Origin of the sequence: Rhodoferax saidenbachensis (assembly GCF_031457975.1) — a bacterium.
Lineage (GTDB): Bacteria > Pseudomonadota > Gammaproteobacteria > Burkholderiales > Burkholderiaceae_C > Allorhodoferax > Allorhodoferax saidenbachensis_A.
Map to the genome: position 1 here is coordinate 266,108 of NZ_JAVDXO010000004.1, position 18,183 is coordinate 284,290.

An 18,183-nucleotide genomic window follows, 5' to 3' on the forward strand; every position below is an offset into this window, starting at 1 on the left:
GGTGCCCGTTAAGCCAAAGGTACACAGCGTAGACGGTGCCCGCGTGTCTGATTTGTAACGCTGGGTAAAGCCGACACCTGGGCCGGCACCAACTGCTTACAAATTGGGCGCCAGCAGGCGCTGCAGCTCAGCCTGGTTCAGGTTGCGGCGCTGGGCCAGGTCCTGCACCTGGTCGTCGCTGATCTTGCCGACGTTGAAATAGGTCGCGTCCGGGTGCCCGATGTAGAAGCCGCTGACGCTGGCCGCGGGGGTCATGGCCAGGCTTTCGGTCACCGCCATGCCGATTTCTTCGCACTGCAGCAGGTCAAACATGTCTTTCTTGACGCTGTGGTCCGGGCAGGCCGGGTAGCCGGGTGCGGGACGAATGCCCTTGTACTTCTCGGCAATCAAGTCCTCGTTGCTCAGCGCCTCATCGGCCGCGTAGCCCCACAGGTCGGTGCGCACGCGGTGGTGCAACGCCTCGGCAAAGGCTTCGGCCAATCGGTCGGCAATCGACTTGAGCATGATGGCCGAGTAGTCGTCCAGATCATCCAAGAAGTACTTTTCCTTCTTGTCCACCCCAATACCCGCGGTCACCGCGAACAGACCCGCGTAGTCTGCCTTCACACCCTTGGGTGCCACAAAGTCCGCCAAGCAGCGGCTGGGGCGCATCACGCCGTCAATCTCCTGCTTCTCGGTCTGCTGGCGCAGGCCGTACCAGGTCATGGCGACCTCCGACCTTGATTCATCCGTATAGAACTCAATGTCGTCGTCGTTCACCGTGTTGGCCGGGTACAGCGCCACCACCGCGTTGGCAGTGAGCCAGCGGCCTTCGATCAGGCGCTTGAGCATGCGCTGGCCGTCGGCGTAGACGCGCACGGCTTCGGTACCCACCACCTCGTCCTTGAGGATGGCGGGGAAGGGCCCCGCTAGGTCCCAGGTCTGGAAGAAGGGGCCCCAGTCGATGTACTTGGCCAGCTCACCCAGGTCAAAGTTCTTGAAGACGCGGCGGCCAATGAACTTCGGCACCGTGGGCTGGTGGGCGGCCCAGTCAACGGGCGTCTTGTTGGCACGCGCCTTGGCCAGGGGCCACAGCGGAATCTGTTTTTTGTTGGCGTGCTGGTGGCGCACCTTGTCGTAGTCAGAGTTGAGCTCGTCGATGTACTTGGTGGCGCTGTCGCTCAACAGGCTTTGCGCCACACTCACGCTGCGCGAGGCATCGGGCACGTAAACCACCGGCCCCTCATAGTGCGGCGAAATCTTCACCGCCGTGTGCACACGGCTGGTGGTGGCGCCGCCAATGAGCAGCGGTATTTTCTTGATGCGGAAGTAGTCGTCCTTCTGCATCTCGCCAGCCACGTACTGCATCTCTTCCAGGCTGGGCGTGATCAGGCCAGACAGGCCGATGATGTCGGCACCCTCGATCTTGGCGCGCGCCAGAATCTCGTGGCAGGGCACCATCACGCCCATGTTGACCACGTCGAAGTTGTTGCACTGCAAAACCACGGTGACGATGTTCTTGCCAATGTCGTGCACGTCGCCCTTCACGGTGGCGATGACGATCTTGCCCTTGGCCTTGGCTTCACCACCGGCTTCCACCATGGCCAGCTTCTCGGCCTCGATATAAGGCAGCAGGTGCGCCACGGCGCTCTTCATCACGCGTGCGCTCTTCACCACCTGGGGCAGGAACATCTTGCCCTGGCCGAACAGGTCACCCACCACGTTCATGCCGTCCATGAGCGGGCCTTCGATCACATGCAGCGGGCGGCCGCCCTTGGCCAGCACATTTTGGTAGGCCTCTTCGGTGTCCTGGGTGATGAAGTCGGTGATGCCATGCACCAGGGCATGACTCAGGCGCTGGCCCACCGACGCAGGCGCCTCGGGCGTGCCGCGCCACTCCAGCTTCTTGCTTTCGTCCTTGGCGCCGCTCTTGGCCGTCTCGGCAATTTCCACCAGACGCTCGCCCGCGTCGTCGCGTCGGTTCAGCACCACGTCTTCTACACGCTCGCGCAGCACGGGCTCCAGGTCGTCGTACACACCGACCATGCCGGCGTTCACAATGCCCATGTCCATACCCGCCTTGATGGCGTGGTACAGGAACACGGTGTGGATGGCCTCGCGCACCGGGTCGTTCCCGCGGAAGCTGAACGACACGTTGGACACGCCGCCCGAGACTTTGGCACCCGGCAGGTTGTCCTTGATCCAGCGCGTCGCGTTGATAAAGTCCACCGCGTAGTTGTTGTGCTCTTCAATGCCGGTGGCAATGGCGAAGATGTTGGGGTCGAAAATGATGTCTTCCGCCGGGAAGTCGATCTCGTCCACCAGGATGCGGTAGGCGCGTTCGCAAATCTCCACCTTGCGCTCGTAGGTGTCGGCCTGGCCTTTTTCGTCAAAGGCCATGACCACGGCGGCCGCACCATAGCGGCGCAGCAGCTTGGCCTGGTGCTTGAAGGCGTCCACGCCCTCCTTCATGCTGATGGAATTGACCACTGCCTTACCCTGCACGCAGCGCAGGCCGGCCTCGATCACGCTCCACTTGGAGCTGTCGATCATGATGGGTACCCGCGAAATATCGGGCTCAGACGCGATCAGGTTCAGGAAGCGCACCATGGCGGCCTGGCTGTCCAGCATGGCCTCGTCCATGTTGATGTCGATGATCTGCGCACCGTTTTCCACCTGCTGGCGCGCCACGGCCAGCGCTTCTTCGAACTGCCCGTTCAGGATCATGCGGGCAAAGGCCTTGGAGCCGGTGACGTTGGTGCGCTCACCCACGTTGACGAACAGGCTGCTGCTGTCGATCAGGACCGGCTCCAGACCGGAGAGCATCATGGGCGCTACATTTTTGGTAGCTACTGGCGCAGTATTGGCGGTGGCTTGGGGCATAAAAGGCCTCTAATAGTGTGTATGGCGGCCTAGACCGATTCCCAGCGGCCGCTGGCCTGCGAGGCAAACAGCGCGTCGATGATGCGCATGTTCTGAATGGCGTCTTCCACACCGTAGTGCAGCGGCTGCACGCCACGGATGGCCAGCGAAAAGGCATCACCCTCCAGGCTGTACTGGTCGCAGGCGGCGAAGGTTTCGGTGAGGGCGGAGGCACCACCCGGCACCTTGCCATCGTCCACAAAAATGCGTGTCTCTTGGCCCTGGGGCGCGTTGAAGGGGATTTCGATCTCCACCCGTTTCTCGGTGCCAATGGCGTGCACCCGTTGATAAGGCGTGGTTTGCATGGACACGGTGAAGTCCAGGCGACGGCCGTTGCCAAAATCCAATAGGGCACTGAACCCACGGTCCACACCGAAGTCTGGGTCCATATCGGCCAAGGCCATCACACGCACCGGCTCCGCTCCAAACAAAAACCGCCCCGCCACGATCGGGTAGCAGCCGATGTCCATCAAGGCACCACCGCCTTTGCTCGCGTCGTTACGGATGTTGCCCGCGTTGCGGTTGAAGTACGAGAACCACGCCTGCACCGTGCGCAGCTCGCCCAGCGCGCCACTCTGCACCAATTCGCGCGTGCGCAGCCACTGCGGGTGAAAACGCACCATGAAGGCTTCCATGATGTGCACCTTGCCCGCCACCTCACGCAGCTGCGCGGCTTCATTGGCATTCAGCGCAATCGGTTTCTCGCACAGCACATGCTTGCCCGCACGCGCGGCGGCCAGCGTCATGGGCACGTGCAGGTCGTTGGGCAGCGGGTTGTAGATGGCCTCAATGGCAGGGTCGGCCAGCAGCTCTTCGTACGATCCATAGGCTTTGGGAATACCCAATTTATCGGCTGCAGCCCGTGCGCTGGGCAGGTTGCGCGAGGCAATGGCCTGCACATCGCACCATTGGCTACGCATGAGCGCGGGGGTGACCTTCTCCATACCGATCTTGGCAGTGCTGAGCACGCCCCAGGTGACTTTTTTCATCTCAGGCTGCCTCTTTGTAGAAGAAATTGCGTTGCACGCTGCGCGCGGCAATGGGGTTCACCGCATGGGCAATGGCGCCAATGTGGTCGGGTGTGGTGCCGCAGCAGCCACCCACGATGTTGACCAGCCCCTCCTCCGCAAACTCGCGCACCAGGCGGCTGGTTACGTCCGGGGTTTCGTCAAAGCCGGTGTCGCTCATGGGGTTGGGCAGGCCGGCGTTGGGGTAGCAGCTGATGAAGGTATCGGGTGCCACCTTGTTCAGCTCTTGGATATACGGACGCATCAACGCCGCACCCAGCGCGCAGTTCAGGCCAATGGCCAGCGGCTGCGCATGGCGCACGCTGTGCCAGAAGGCGGTAACGGTCTGTCCACTCAAAATGCGGCCCGACGCATCGGTCACCGTGCCGCTGATGATGATGGGCAGGCGCTCGCCGCTGGCTTCGAAGTACTCGTCCACGGCAAACAGCGCGGCCTTGGCGTTGAGCGTGTCGAAGATGGTTTCCACCAAAATCACATCGCTGCCGCCTTCCACCAGCGCTTTGGTCTGGTCGTAGTAGGCGGCGCGCAGTTCTTCAAACGTCACATTGCGCGCGCCGGGATCGTTCACGTCGGGGCTGATGCTGGCCGTCTTGGGCGTGGGGCCCAGGGCGCCAGCGACAAAACGGGGCTTGTCGGGCGTGCTGTACTTGTCGCAGGCGGCGCGGGCCAGCTTGGCGGACACCAGGTTCATCTCGATAGCCAGGTCGGCCATGTCGTAGTCGGCCTGGGCCACGGTGGTGGCGCCAAAGGTGTTGGTTTCGATCAGGTCGGCACCGGCGGCCAGGTAGCGCTCGTGGATATCGCTGATCACATCAGGCCGGGTCAGGCTCAGCAATTCGTTGTTGCCTTTGACGTCTTTGTGGAAGTCCTTGAAACGGTCGCCCTGGCTGCCGGGGCCGGCATAGCCCTCGCCGCGGTACTGCGCCTCGCCCAGCTTGAAGCGCTGGATCATGGTGCCCATGGCGCCGTCCAGAATGGCAATGCGCTTCTCCAGAATGCCTGGCAGGGCTTGTGCGCGGGTGTAGGTGATGGGCTTCATGGATGCGGCTCACTGTGTGGTTTTAAACAAGTGAGCGCAGTTGGGAGTCCCAAGCCTGACCGGAAGCCTGCCTGTCTGTCATGAGGGCAGGCGCCAGCTGCAGCGCCCCTTGGGATTTGCCTATTTTAATTCACAACGCAGCGGCCGTGAAGGCTACATGGTCTTAGGCCTGGCCCAGGTGCTGCGCCAGCAATGCGTCCAGCGGCATGGGGTAGCCCACCGCATAGCCTTGGGCATAGTGCACGCCAAAGCTACGCAGCAGCGCCAGAATGGCCGGACTCTCGACAAACTCGGCCACGGTTTTCTTGTCCATGAGGCAGCCAATCTCGTGGATGGACTTCACCATGGCCAAGCTGATGGGGTCGGTGACAATGTCGCGCACAAACTGGCCGTCGATCTTGAGTTCGTCCACCGGCAGGTTGCGCAAATAGGCAAAAGACGACAGGCCACTGCCAAAGTCGTCCAGTGACAGCTTGCAGCCCAGCTGGCGCAGGGTGTCGATGAAATGCTTCGCCGTGTGCAAGTTGCTGATGGCGGCGGTCTCCGTGATCTCAAAGCACAGCTTGCGGCACGGCAAGGGCGTGTGGGCCAGCGTGTCCAGCACAAAGGCCATGAACACCTCGTCGCCCAGCGACTGACCCGACAGGTTGATCGAGCACTGGTCGATGTGGTCCTGGTGCGCCACCATCCACTGCAGCGCGTGCGTCACCACCCAGCGGTCCACGCGGGCGGCGAGGTGGTAGCGCTCCACCGCAGGCATGAACTGACCTGGCAGCACCAGCGCGCCCGCCTCGTCCCGCAGGCGCAGCAAAAATTCGCAGTGCAGCCCCACCGCGGGGCCGGGGTTGATCGGCACGATGGGCTGGCCGTAGAGCACGAAGCGGTCTTCTTGCAGCGCACGCTCGATGCGGCTGACCCACTCCATCACGCCATAACGCTGCGCCAGCGCCGGGTCATCACTCGCATAGACGTGGATGCGGCCACGGCCTGAATCCTTGGCCACGTAGCAGGCGCTGTCGGCGGCCTGCAAGAGTGCGCCCACGCTTTCGCTCTGCGCATCCAGCACCACCATGCCCACACTCACGCCCACGCCAAAACTCTGGTCGCGCCAGGTAAAGCGGTAGGCCGCCAGGCTCAGCTGCAGGCGCTCTGCCACGCGCAGGGCCTGGGCCACGGTCTGGTGGGTCAGGATGATGCCGAACTCGTCCCCACCTATGCGGCACAGGTGGTCTTCCTCGCGCAGCACCTCCGAGAACAGCTGTGCGGTCTGGCGCAGCAGCTCGTCGCCCGCCGTGTGGCCGCAGGTGTCGTTCACCACCTTGAATTCGTCCAGGTCCAGGTAGCAGACCACGTGGCGCTGGTCCTGGTCGCGTGTGCGGTCAAAGCACTCGGCCAGCGCCTGTTCAAAGGCGCGCCGGTTGCCCAGTCCCGTCAATTCATCGTGTGTGGCCTGAAAGGCCATTTCCTGGCTCAGGCGGCGCTGCTCGGTTACATCGCGGAACACCAGCACCGCGCCCTGCACCTCGCCATCGGCGTCGCGGATGGGCGAGACCGCGGCCTCGACCAGCAAAGTGCCCTCCAGGCGGTGCGCCAGGCTGAGCTGGGGATAGCGGTGGGTTTCCGCCGCCGCGATGGCATCGGCCACCAGATCCGCGCGAGGCGCCGCCGCTTCGGCGGTGCTCAAGTTGAACACCGTCCGGTAAGGGCGCCCCACAGCGCCCGCCAGCGTCCAGCCCGTCAGCGCCTCGGCCACGGGGTTGATGTAGAGCAACTCGCCTTCGGCATTGGTGGTGATCACCGCGTCGCTGATGGAGTGCAGGGTGACCTGCAGGCGTTCTTTCTCTTGGTACAGCGCGTCTTCGGCAAACTTGCGCGCCTGCATGAAGCGCACCCGGTCCAGCGCCACAGCCACGTGGCCGGCCAGCGCTTGCATGAAATCGATCTGCCAATCGGCCGGGGGTCGCACGCCCTCCCCATCGCCAAAGGTACCAATACCCACAGCGCCCAGACGCTCATCTGCCAGCAGCAGCGGCACATTGATGATGGTGCGGTTGTGCAGCTGCGCCACTACCTCTTTGTTGGTGCGCGGGTCAGTCCGTGCGTCGTTGACCACCACCACGTGGTCGGCCGCCAGGATTTCCTCCAGCATGCGGTCGCCCGCAATGGGAATGTCCATGGTCTGTGCCTTGGCATGCAGTTGCCGGTAGTCCGCATCGGACGTGGCCTGGCTGATGACAGACACAAACCCGGGGCGGTCGCCTATCAAAGCCAGCCAGGCGTGGGCGTAGCCCAAAACGTCTTCCACCACAGGCGCCACGGCGGCCAGAATGTCGGGCAGGGTCCAAGCGCGTTCCAGCCGCTTGCACAGCTGCAACAAGGCCTTGGTTTGCAACTGGGTGTCGAGCACGATGGGCTGGTCGATCATGGGTTCAAGTGTAGCGACAGGCTTGCCCGACAATAGGAGAATCACCCTTCCTCCGGCGCCGCGCACCGGCGAAGCCTGGGTTTTGAATGTTTTAGTGCTCTAGCCCCCGTAACCACTGCGCCAATAGCTCCCATTTTGATAGCAGACACATCCTCTTCCAGCACCACCCTGGACGCCTGCAGCGACATTCTGCGCACCGTGTTCGGCTACGACGCCTTCCGCGGCCCGCAGCAGGCCATCGTGGAGCATGTGGCGGATGGCGGCGACGCCTTGGTACTCATGCCCACGGGCGGCGGCAAGAGCCTGTGCTACCAGGTGCCAGCCATTGTCCGCCAGCAGGCCGGACAAGGCGCCACGCTGGTCATCTCGCCGCTGATCGCGCTGATGCACGACCAAGTGGGCGCGCTGCACGAAGCGGGTGTGAGCGCCGCCTTCCTGAACTCCACCCTCAGCAGCGACGAGGCCTACCAGATCGAGCAGCAACTGCTGCGCGGCGAGATCACCCTGCTCTACGCCGCACCGGAGCGGGTCAACAACGCCCGCTTTCTGGCGCTGCTGGATTCATTGTTCGAGCGCGGCAAGCTCAGCCTATTCGCCATTGATGAGGCACATTGCGTAAGCCAGTGGGGCCACGACTTCCGGCCCGACTACCGCAACCTGACGGTGCTGCACGAGCGCTACCCGGGCATTCCCCGCATCGCACTGACTGCCACGGCCGACGACCTGACGCGCGCCGACATCCTGGAACGGCTGCAACTGGAAGACGCGCGCGCGTTTGTGAGCAGCTTTGACCGGCCCAACATTCGCTACACCATCGTCGAAAAGAAAGACTCCACGCTGCAGCTGCTGCGCTTTATCGAGCGTGAGCACGAGGGCGAAGCTGGCATCGTCTACTGCCAGAGCCGCAAAAAAGTGGAAGACATGGCGCAGACACTGGTGGACGCAGGCATCAAGGCCCTGCCCTACCACGCGGGCCTGGACGCCAAAGTGCGCCAAACCCACCAGGACCGGTTTCTGCGCGAAGAAGGCATCGTGATGGTGGCCACCATCGCCTTTGGCATGGGTATCGACAAGCCCGACGTGCGCTTTGTGGCCCACCGCGACATGCCCAAGAACATCGAAGGCTATTACCAGGAAACCGGCCGCGCTGGCCGCGACGGCCTGGCCGCCGACGCCTGGATGGCCTACGGCCTGCAGGACGTGGTGAACCAGCGGCGCATGATTGATGAGAGCCCGGCTGGCGAAGAATTCAAGCAGGTGATGCGCGGCAAGCTCGACGCCCTGCTGGGCCTGGCCGAGGCCACGGACTGCCGCCGGGTGCGGCTGCTGGGCTACTTTGGCGAGGCAAGCCAGCCCTGTGGCAATTGCGACAACTGCCTGAACCCGCCCGCCGTGTGGGACGGCACGGACGCCGCACGCAAGCTGCTGTCCACCATCTACCGTATCCAGCAGATGAGTGGCGTGAGCTTTGGTGCCGGGCACCTGATGGACATCGTGCGCGGCAAAACGACGGAGAAAGTCACGCAGTACGGCCACGCCAGCCTAAGCACCTTTGGCGTGGGGACAGATTTTTCGGAGCTGCAGCTGCGTGGCGTGCTGCGCCAGCTGATTGCCATGGGCGCGGTGGCGGTGCAGGGCGAGTTCAACACCATGCAGCTCACGGCCGAATCGCGGGCGGTGCTCAAAGGCGAGGTGCCCGTGAGTTTGCGGGAATCTGTGTCGGCGCCTGCCGACCGCAAGAGCCGGCGCAATCCGCGCCTGGGTGCCGTGGTCAAGGCGCCGATCAATCTGGACAGCGAAGGCCTGCTGCGCTATTCGGCCCTGAAGGCCTGGCGCGCCGAGGTAGCCAAGGAACACAACCTGCCCGCCTATGTGATTTTTCATGACGCCACGCTGGCGGCGATTGCGCAGCGGGCACCCCAGAGCCTGGAAGACCTGCAGGGCATCAGCGGCATAGGCGCGAAAAAACTGGAAGCCTATGCCAGCGATGTGCTGAGGGTGGTGGCGCTGGAATAAAAAGGCCGGCGCTGGGGCATGCGCCCAAGGCCGGCCCAGCGCAGGGGCTTAGTGGCGGCGGAAGCCGCTTTCGTACGCCATGGCGGCGCCGGACATGGTGTTTTGCAGGCGTTCGATAGCGCGCATGTGGCGGGCCGAGCAGGTTGCGTCGGCGGCCTTGGCGCGGTGGTGCTGCATCAGAGCCTGGAACTTGGTGCGGCAGGCTTCGAGCGCGCCGGCAAAGTTCAGGGCAATGTACGCCGAGTGGTCCGCATGGGTTTGGCGGAATTCGCCAGACCAGTAGTCAAACAGCTGCCACTTGTAAGTACCTTTTTCAGGTACTTGAATCGTATCTCTGTGCATATATACAGTGCAAAAGAAGAGAAATAGATACCGACCACCAGTCAACGTTCCAACGAACTGGGGAAATTCAGTACCCGCCTGTGCCTATTACGCACGAGCGTATGGGGCGGTTGACAGGCGGGACAAAAAATTACGGGGGAGTTACGGCAGAAAGCCCATGCCCCGGTTCTCCCGCACCTCGGGCTTGATGCGGTGCTCAGCCTCCAGCTGCTCCAAGAACTCCTCGGGGCTCAGGCTCGCGTCCAGAATCATGGCCTGGCGCTTGACAGCTGCAAAATCTCCCAGGCACAGCTGGTCCAGCCCGGCCAGGCGGCTGACCATGGCCGGTGTCAGGCGCTGGGCGCCATCAGTGCAGGCTTCCGTCACAAACACGGTCGTCCGCTGTACCGCAGACAAGGGCTTGAACTGGATCTTGAAGGTGAAGCGCCGCAGCGCGGCTTGGTCAATCCGGTCCATGAGGTTGGTGGTGCAGACAAAAATGCCCCGGAACCGCTCCATGCCCTGCAGCATCTCGTTGACCTCCGTCACCTCGTAGCTGCGTTGGGCGCCGCGCCGGTCCTGCAGAAAACTATCTGCTTCGTCCAGCAGCAAGATCGCCCCTTCGGACTCCGCCTCACGAAACATGGCAGCCATGTTGTGCTCGGTTTCTCCGATGTACTTGCTCATCAAGTCGCTGGCCTGGCGCATCATCAGTGGCTTGTTGAGCGCCTGCGCCAAGTGCTCGGCCAGGGCGGTCTTGCCCGTGCCCGGAGGGCCATAGAAACACAGCGTGCCGTGGCCACGGGTGTGCAGCGCCTGCACGATGCGCGGCACCTCAAAGCGCGACTCCACATTCAGGTGGCTGAGCTGGTACTGGCTCAGTGCCGTGGGCACGGCGGCGACGGCGGCAGGGTTGCCTAGCGCCAGGTCGGCATTTTTGAGCTGCCGCTCAATCAGGGCCTCCAGCCCCGCCGAGTCCGCCTCAGCCATTGGTTGCACAGCCCCCGGGCTGCGGGCCAGGCCAGCAAAGCGCACTGCGGTGCGAATTTGCGCTGGGGTCAGTCCCTTGCGGCTGGTGAGCCGGGCCACAAAAGCGTCCGACACCTGCACGCCCTCGAGCGTCTTGCGTACCAAGCCTTCGCGCGCACCGGGCGGCGGCGATTTGAGCTCCAGGTGGTAGGCAAAGCGGCGGCGGAAGGCTGGGTCAATCTGCTCAATGCGGTTGGTCACCCACAGCGTGGGCACCACGTTGGACTCCAATATCTGGTTCACCCAAGCCTTGCCGCTCACGCTGCCACTGGCCGGGGCGGCCGAGGCATCGGCCCGGGCAATCAGGTGGGCAGCCTCGTTGGACAAAGGAGGAAACACATCCTCCACCTCGTCAAACAGCAGCGCCGCCTGGGCGCTGCCTTTGAGGAATACCTGCGCGATCTGGAGCGAGCGGTAACGGTCGCGCCCACTCAGGGAATTGCCATCGCGGTCGGCATATTCCACCTCAAACAGCTCCAGCCCCGCGTGCTGCGCCACCACCTTGGCGAGCTCGGTCTTGCCGGTACCCGGGGGGCCGTAGAGCAACACATTGATGCCCACCTCCCTGCGCGCTACCGCATTGGCCAGCAGGTTGCACATGACCGAGGCGTCTTCGCTGACAAAATCGAAATCCTGCAGGCACAGCGCGCTTTTGGTAGAGAGCCGAGTGAACACCGCCATCAGCTCAGCCTGATCGCGGTAGTGGCGCATCAGTACCGGAGGCAGCTTCTCGCTGACCTTCATCAAGTCCGCCAGGTCGGTGATGTTGTGCTCGGAGATCAGGTTCTCCACCAAGCCGATGCGCTCCAGCCGCGAGCCGACCCGCAGAGCCTCACCCAACTCCTGCGCGCTCACGCCCGCTACTTCAGCAATGGCGGCGTAGGCCTCGGGCGCGTTGTTCACCTTGAATTCGACCAGGATGCTGCGCATGTCCCGCTGGTAGCGCGCCAGCGTGCCGTACAGCAGCAGCGCGCGCTCCGCCTTGTTGAGCTGCAACAGGCCGGCCAGCGCATTGATATTCTTTTCTACCAGCGTGGACTGCTTCTTGAGCGCGTGGCTCAGCCATTCGCCAGTGACAGACAGCAGGCTGATCAGGTCCTTGGGCTGGTCTTTGGCGTATTCGTCCAGAAAGAAAAACACCGTGGCTTCGTCGTAGGGGCCGCACCAGACACCGTAACGGGCCAGGAACTCGCTGGCGTCCAGTGCTTCGTGGCCGCGCCAGAGCTCGTTGCCCTGGCAGCGACGTGCCAGAAACTCACGCAGGCGCCCCAGCACCGACACCGGCCAGACCAGATGGCGCCCGGCCAGACCCACCACGCCATTGAAATCGCGCCGAACATTGAAACTGGCGCCCTGTCGTGCGGCAAGGGTGAGCACAAAGTGTGAGCACATCAAATCCAACACCGGCGCTTCTTGCAGGCCCGGCGAGGGAATGAGATGCCCACCTAGGGGCTGGAACAGCGAACGCTTGGCCATCAACCGCCTCCAGCACAGCGACGTGCTGAAATGACGATAGCGCAGTCCGGGCCAAGATGGAAGCCTTGGGCAGAAATTTCCACACAGCGGCGCTAGGGTCGTCTGCGCCGCGCCTTGTGGGTAAAATTCAGCCTCCCCTAACGAAGAACACAAGGATTGCCCATGTCTGCACCAGACAACCACTCTGACAACCACGCTGCGGATCCCGTGGACGCCGTCGTCCCCATGATGCCCATCGTGCTCCCCCTGGTGGGCGGCGTGCTGATGTTCTTGCTGGCCTTCATCGCCGTGTCCATGGCCTGATAGGTCTTCCGCCCGGTCTGCGCCACGCATTCCGGGCTTGTCGGCCGACAACCTCACCGGTGCGGCCTGTCTTTCGCTAGCCCCTGCCACGCTGCAGGCCTGCTAGGCCTCCTTCCTCTTCGCTGTTGCACTGACTACCTCGCCTGTGAACGGTCGGGCCGACACCATCTTTCACGGTCGGAATAGAGCCCACCACTGCGCGCATACTTTAATGTTATTTATGCATAGTTATTTCAGGTAATCGCTATGTAACTTCGGTACGCGTTCATAGAATTCGGCGTGAGCGCTTCAGATCTCTGGTCTGAAGCACCCTTGTCAGCCGTCTTCTCAAAGTTTGTGGCGCCCTGTTCTCTGCCCTTGGTTTTGAAAAGACGATTTTCAAACTTAGGAGCTTTTCATGAACGCACCCGTGATGCAGGGCCCAGCCCTCAACACCCCCAGCTACGTCAAGAACGCCAAACTCATCGCCTGGGTTGCCGATATGGTGGTCCTGTGCAAACCCAAAGATGTTTACTGGTGCGATGGCTCCGAAGAGGAATACCAGCGCCTGTGCCAGCAGCTGGTGAACGCTGGCACTTTCAAAAAACTCAACCCCATCAAGCGCCCCAACAGCTTTCTGGCTTGCTCTGACCCCAGCGACGTGGCCCGCGTGGAAGACCGCACCTACATCTGCTCAGAGAAGAAAGAAAACGCCGGCCCCACCAACAACTGGATGGCGCCGGCCGAGATGCGCGCTCTGCTGCAAACTGGCAAGGATGGCAACCAAGCCCTGTTCGACGGCTGCATGAAGGGTCGCACCATGTACGTGGTGCCGTTCTCCATGGGCCCGTTGGGCTCGCACATTGCGCACATCGGTATTGAGCTGTCTGACAGCGCCTATGTGGCGGTCAACCAGCGCATCATGACCCGCATGGGCAAGGCCGTGTATGACGTATTGGGTGTGGAGGGTGCATTTGTGCCCTGCGTGCACACCGTGGGCGCGCCGTTGGAAGCGGGCCAGGCCGATGTGAAGTGGCCCTGCAACAAGACCAAGTACATCGTGCATTACCCCGAGACGCGCGAAATTTGGAGCTACGGCTCTGGCTACGGCGGCAACGCGCTCTTGGGCAAGAAGTGTTTTGCGCTGCGCATTGCCTCGAACATGGGCCGCGACCAAGGCTGGCTGGCCGAGCACATGCTCATCTTGGGCGTGACGAATCCCGAAGGCAAGAAATACCACGTGGCAGCGGCTTTCCCCAGCGCCTGCGGCAAGACCAACTTCTCCATGCTGGTGCCTCCCACCGGTTTTGAAGGCTGGAAGGTCACCACCATTGGTGACGACATCGCCTGGATCAAGCCCGGTACTGACGGCAAGCTGTACGCCATCAACCCCGAGGCGGGTTACTTTGGCGTGGCCCCCGGCACCAACTTCCACACCAACCCCAACTGCATGGCCAGCCTGGACAAGAACGTGATCTTCACGAACGTGGCACTGACCGATGACGGCGACGTGTGGTGGGAAGGCATGGAAAAGGACACCGGCGGCCTGCCCGCGCACCTGATCGACTGGCAAGGCAAGGACTGGACGCCTGCCATTGCCAAGGAAACCGGCGCCAAGGCCGCCCACCCCAACGCCCGCTTCACTGTGGCCGCGGGTAACAACCCCGCGCTGGACAGCCAGTGGGACGATGCCAATGGCGTGCCCATCGACGCCTTCATCTTCGGTGGCCGCCGTTCCACCACCGTGCCGCTGGTGACCGAGGCCCGCAGCTGGACCGAAGGCGTGTACATGGCCGCGACCATGGGCTCCGAGACCACCGCTGCGGCCACAGGCCAGGCCGGCATCGTGCGCCGCGACCCGTTTGCCATGCTGCCCTTCATGGGCTACAACATGAGCGACTACTTCCAACACTGGCTCAACATCGGCGCCAAGCTGGCCACGTCAGGTGCCAAGCAACCCAAGATCTTCACGACCAACTGGTTCCGCAAGGGTGAGGATGGCAAGTTCGTCTGGCCCGGTTACGGCGAAAACATGCGCGTGCTGAAGTGGATGATCGACCGCCTGGAAGGCAAGGCCACCGGCACAGAAACGGGCTTTGGTGTGGCGCCGCAGTATTCTGAAATCAACTGGACCGGCCTGGACTTCAGCCAAGCCCAGTTTGACTCTGTGACCAGCCTGAACAAGGCCGACTGGAAAGCTGAATTTGCCTTGCACACCGAGCTGTTCACCCAGCTGGCCTACCATTTGCCGAAGGAACTCGAAGAGACCCAAGCCCAGCTAGAGCAGCGTTTGGCTGCCTGAAGGGCAATACAAGAAAGACGGGCCAGTCGGTACCCCGACCAGGCCCCGAAACGCAAAAAGCCACCGAACCGGTGGCTTTTTTTGTGGGGCGCGGAAGCTTAGGCTTCGTTGCGGCTGCGCATCACAGCGTGTTGCAGCTCGGCCATGATGCGAGGGTCGCGGTGGGCGTATTCCCACATTTTTTCTTCCATGCGGCGTTCTTGTGCTGCACGGACCCAGCCCATGATCACAGCCGAGGCAACAGAAGACATCTTGCGCAGAGGGGGGGCCAGCAAGGCCAAGGCAGCAAAGGCTACGGTCCACAGAGCCACCCAGCCAACCAACAGGTGGCCATCGGCCCAGGTGTCAATCACCTGATCAGCCACCACCAACAGGGCGGACAGCACGGCAGCCAGCAGCATGCCAGCCAGGGTGCGAGAGCCTTCCGTCTTGCCGGAAGCAGACAGCACGGCAGGTGCGGATGCGAAATGGGCAGAAGAGAGTACGGTTGTCATGGTCAGCTCCTTAAAAAGGTTGATGCTCACTGGGCTAAATCTTTAAGATGGTTGAATCATAGGGTTTTCCCTTATGCGACTCAACTTTATGTTGGTGATGTTTAGTATTCACCAAAGTTATGATCAACCATGGCTATCCCACCGCTCAACCTGCGCACCTTTGACCTGAACCTGCTCAAGGTGTTTGACACGGTCATGGCAGAGCGCAGCCTGACCAAGGCCGCGGAGCAGCTGGCGCTGACCCAGCCCGCGGTGAGCAACGCGCTGCGCCGCCTGCGCGATGCACTGGGCGACGAGCTTCTGGTACGCAAGGGCCGCACGCTGGAGCCCACGCCGCGCGGCCAGGAATTGTGGCCTGCCGTGCGCGAAATCCTGCAGCGGCTGCAAACCTCGCTGGCGCCCAGCGTGTTTGAGCCGGCTACGGCTACCACCACCTTTGTGCTGACCATGGCCGACGCCACCGCCGCCGAACTCCTGCCCGACCTGGTGGAGGTGCTGGCGCGCGAGGCGCCCGGCGTGTCGCTGCGGGTGGTGCCGCTGACCACGCGCGACCCGCGCCGTGTGCTCGACGAGGGCGCGGCCGATCTGGCCATTGGTCACTTCCCGGCCGTGCTGACGGACCTGACCGCACGGGCGCAGGCCGGTGCGGCCGAATCGTTCCGCCACCATCGGCTGTTTGTGGGTGACTACGTATGCGTGATGCGCAAGGACCACCCGCTCACCAAGGGCAAGCTCACACTGGACCGGTTTTGCGAAGCCAGCCACATGCTGGTGAGCTTTTCGGGCCGGGCCTTTGGCTTCATTGACGAATCGCTGGGCAGCCTCAAGCGCACGCGCCGCGTGGTGCTGACGGTGAACCAGTTTTTTACCGCCGGGCGCGTGGTGGTGCACTCGGACCTGCTGACCGTGCTGCCGCGCCACTTTGTCAACGTGACGGGCTATGCGGACCAGTTGGTGATCCGTGAATTGCCTTTTACCGTGCCCCCCATCCAGGTGGACGCCCTGTGGCACCAGCGCCTGGACACTGCCGCCCCCCACGCCTGGCTGCGTCAGCAAATCACCCAACTGGGCGATCGCCTGTTTTCCGCATGAAGATCCAACTGCTGTCTGACCTGCACCTGGAGGTGCATCCCCACTGGGTGCCCACCCCCACGCCCGGCGCGGACCTGCTGGTACTGGCGGGCGACGTGGGCTCGTACCAAACCGGCTCGCAGTTAACGGACAACGACTTCGGCCTGACGCGCTTTTCCCCATTGCAGGGCTGGCCCACGCCCGTGGTGTTTGTGCCCGGCAACCATGAATACGACAGCTTTGACTTTGACGCCGCCCACGCCCGCCTGCGCGCCACCTGCGAGCGGCTGGGCATTCTTTGGCTGGAGCGCGAGACCCTGGTGCTGGATGGCGTGCGCCTGGTAGGCACCACGCTGTGGACCGACTTTGACGCGCTGGCCGTGAACGCCCCCGAGGCCCAGCAGCTCAAGGCGCGCGACAAAGCCTTTCGCGCCGCCAACTACTACCTGAAGAAAACCCTGAGCACGCGCAACGGCGAGCCCTGGCTGGCCGAAGGCGTGCGCGCCCAGGCGCTGGTGTGCCAAGCCTGGCTGCGTACCGCGTTGGCTATGCCGTTTGACGGGCCCACCGTGGTTATCACCCACTTTGCGCCCAGCCTGCTGAGCGCCGACCCGCGCTACGGCCTGGTGCCCGGCACCGCTGGCTTTTGCAACGCGCTGGACGAACTGCTGCCCCAGGCCCAGCTCTGGCTGCATGGCCACCTGCATGCGCCCAGCGATTACCGCGTAGGTGGCTGCCGGGTGATGGCCAACCCGCTGGGCTATGCGCGCAAGAACGAACAGGTGGGCTACCAGCCCGAGCTTTTGATTGAAATTGGCCGCCAGCCCTCGTAAGTAGTCCGCTAGCAGCTATCAAATCAGGAGCGCCGAATCTACTGCCACGCGGAGAAAGCTGGCAAAGCGCGGCACGCCCTTGTCCGTCACACCGCGGTAGCGGTAGGTGACCCAGCTGCCCACGGGCGGTGGATCCTGGCGCTGGGCATCGCTAAAGCCTGTGCCCAACTTGAAACGTTGCGCCGGTTGCGCGTCACGGGCGGGTTGCTCCAGCCACAAGGCCCCCAAACGCCCCGCGTGCTTGCCAGTGCCCGCCACATGGCCGACGACGCGCGCCTCCGCGTCGTCAAACGGTTTGAACTTGCGCAGGTCGTCACTGCGCTGGGCGGTGTAGAGGGCGCTGCCACGGTGCAGCACCAGCCCCTCGCCACCCGCACGCACGGTCTCCGCCAGGCGGGTTTGTAGGGACTGCACGGTGGCGGCGGGTGTCTGCTCCACGGCCTGCACCCAGGCCTGGCCCAGTTGCGCCACGCGGGCCCGCAACACCGGCAGGCGCTCGTTGAACGTGCCGGCTTCTGCCGGCAGGTCAAACACCATGAAGCGCAGTGCGCGCCAAGCCGCATCGTCCGGCGTTTGCTGGCGCACTGTGGACACGGCCTGGCTGAACTGGCCGCGCCCGGCCCATAGCTCGCCCTCCATGGCGCTTGCAGGCCAACCGGCGATAAACCAAGCCGGCGCGGCTATCGGATTGCCCGCACGCGTCAGCAAGCGCTGACCGTCCCAGTAGCCGCGCACGCCGTCGTATTTCTCGCTGACCCAAAAGCCCGTCGGATCGCTGCGGCCGTCGTAGGACTTAGCCAGCATCAGCGGCGGAGCCGTCGCAGATGACGCGGGGGCTGCCCACGGCAGGGCCAAGGCGCCCAGGGTGCACACGAAATGGCGACGTGTTGGATTGACCGGTTGCGGCATGCCTGCTCCTTCCTCTATTTTTGTACTGTTTGATGTAGCACAGACCCCTGGCAGAAG

13 protein-coding genes and 1 riboswitch are annotated in these 18,183 nt (G+C 63.1%); of the genes, 5 read left to right on the plus strand and 8 right to left on the minus strand.

Annotation, left to right across the window (positions count from 1 at the left end; translation table 11 throughout):
* Positions 1-96: 96 nt before the first annotated feature.
* The 4 genes from metH to J2X15_RS11245 form a co-directional block, all read right to left on the minus strand.
* A complete protein-coding gene (metH, locus tag J2X15_RS11230; RefSeq protein WP_310342757.1) occupies positions 97-2,862 on the minus strand; it encodes a methionine synthase in 2,766 nt (921 codons plus the stop codon).
* A 29-nt stretch (positions 2,863-2,891) separates the two neighbouring features.
* A complete protein-coding gene (locus J2X15_RS11235) occupies positions 2,892-3,890 on the minus strand; it encodes a Gfo/Idh/MocA family protein (RefSeq protein ID WP_310342759.1) in 999 nt (332 codons plus the stop codon).
* A gap of 1 nt (position 3,891) precedes the next feature.
* On the minus strand, positions 3,892-4,968 hold the full coding sequence (locus tag J2X15_RS11240; protein WP_310342762.1) for a homocysteine S-methyltransferase family protein: 1,077 nt from the start codon (positions 4,966-4,968) through the stop codon (positions 3,892-3,894).
* 25 nt (positions 4,969-4,993) lie between these two features.
* A riboswitch (S-adenosyl-L-homocysteine riboswitch) is annotated at positions 4,994-5,085 on the minus strand.
* 46 nt (positions 5,086-5,131) lie between these two features.
* On the minus strand, positions 5,132-7,393 hold the full coding sequence (locus J2X15_RS11245) for an EAL domain-containing protein (RefSeq protein ID WP_310342763.1): 2,262 nt from the start codon (positions 7,391-7,393) through the stop codon (positions 5,132-5,134).
* Between the two features lie 135 nt (positions 7,394-7,528).
* On the opposite strand from J2X15_RS11245, the gene recQ reads away from it, so the two are divergent.
* Positions 7,529-9,409, plus strand: a complete 1,881-nt coding sequence (recQ, locus tag J2X15_RS11250; RefSeq protein ID WP_409034279.1) for a DNA helicase RecQ — start codon at positions 7,529-7,531, stop codon at positions 9,407-9,409.
* Positions 9,410-9,457: 48 nt separating this feature from the next.
* Here recQ and J2X15_RS11255 read toward each other — a convergent pair whose 3' ends face one another.
* Together J2X15_RS11255 and J2X15_RS11260 are read right to left on the minus strand one after the other, a co-directional pair.
* A complete protein-coding gene (locus tag J2X15_RS11255) occupies positions 9,458-9,751 on the minus strand; it encodes a hypothetical protein (RefSeq protein ID WP_310342766.1) in 294 nt (97 codons plus the stop codon).
* 141 nt (positions 9,752-9,892) lie between these two features.
* On the minus strand, positions 9,893-12,235 hold the full coding sequence (locus tag J2X15_RS11260; RefSeq protein ID WP_310342769.1) for an AAA family ATPase: 2,343 nt from the start codon (positions 12,233-12,235) through the stop codon (positions 9,893-9,895).
* 162 nt (positions 12,236-12,397) lie between these two features.
* Between J2X15_RS11260 and J2X15_RS11265 the strand changes: the two genes are divergently transcribed.
* Together J2X15_RS11265 and J2X15_RS11270 are read left to right on the plus strand one after the other, a co-directional pair.
* Positions 12,398-12,538, plus strand: a complete 141-nt coding sequence (locus J2X15_RS11265) for a hypothetical protein (RefSeq protein WP_310342771.1) — start codon at positions 12,398-12,400, stop codon at positions 12,536-12,538.
* A 397-nt stretch (positions 12,539-12,935) separates the two neighbouring features.
* Positions 12,936-14,819 carry a phosphoenolpyruvate carboxykinase (GTP) gene (locus J2X15_RS11270; RefSeq protein ID WP_310342774.1) on the plus strand — a complete coding sequence of 628 codons (1,884 nt, stop codon included), beginning with the start codon at positions 12,936-12,938 and terminating at the stop codon, positions 14,817-14,819.
* A gap of 98 nt (positions 14,820-14,917) precedes the next feature.
* On the opposite strand, the gene J2X15_RS11275 is transcribed toward J2X15_RS11270, so the two are convergent.
* The gene (locus J2X15_RS11275; protein ID WP_310342777.1) at positions 14,918-15,313 is read right to left on the minus strand and encodes a hypothetical protein; all 396 of its coding nucleotides are present in this window, start codon (positions 15,311-15,313) and stop codon (positions 14,918-14,920) included.
* A 129-nt stretch (positions 15,314-15,442) separates the two neighbouring features.
* Here J2X15_RS11275 and J2X15_RS11280 point away from each other — a divergent pair, with 129 nt between their 5' ends.
* Complete coding sequence (locus tag J2X15_RS11280) at positions 15,443-16,405, plus strand: LysR family transcriptional regulator (protein ID WP_409034280.1); 963 nt, start codon at positions 15,443-15,445, stop codon at positions 16,403-16,405.
* Positions 16,402-17,217 carry a metallophosphoesterase gene (locus J2X15_RS11285; RefSeq protein ID WP_310342779.1) on the plus strand — a complete coding sequence of 272 codons (816 nt, stop codon included), beginning with the start codon at positions 16,402-16,404 and terminating at the stop codon, positions 17,215-17,217. The genes J2X15_RS11280 and J2X15_RS11285 overlap by 4 nt, the downstream gene beginning before the upstream one ends.
* Positions 17,218-17,235: 18 nt before the next feature.
* Here J2X15_RS11285 and J2X15_RS11290 read toward each other — a convergent pair whose 3' ends face one another.
* A complete protein-coding gene (locus tag J2X15_RS11290; RefSeq protein WP_310342780.1) occupies positions 17,236-18,126 on the minus strand; it encodes a DNA ligase in 891 nt (296 codons plus the stop codon).
* Positions 18,127-18,183 lie beyond the last annotated feature (57 nt).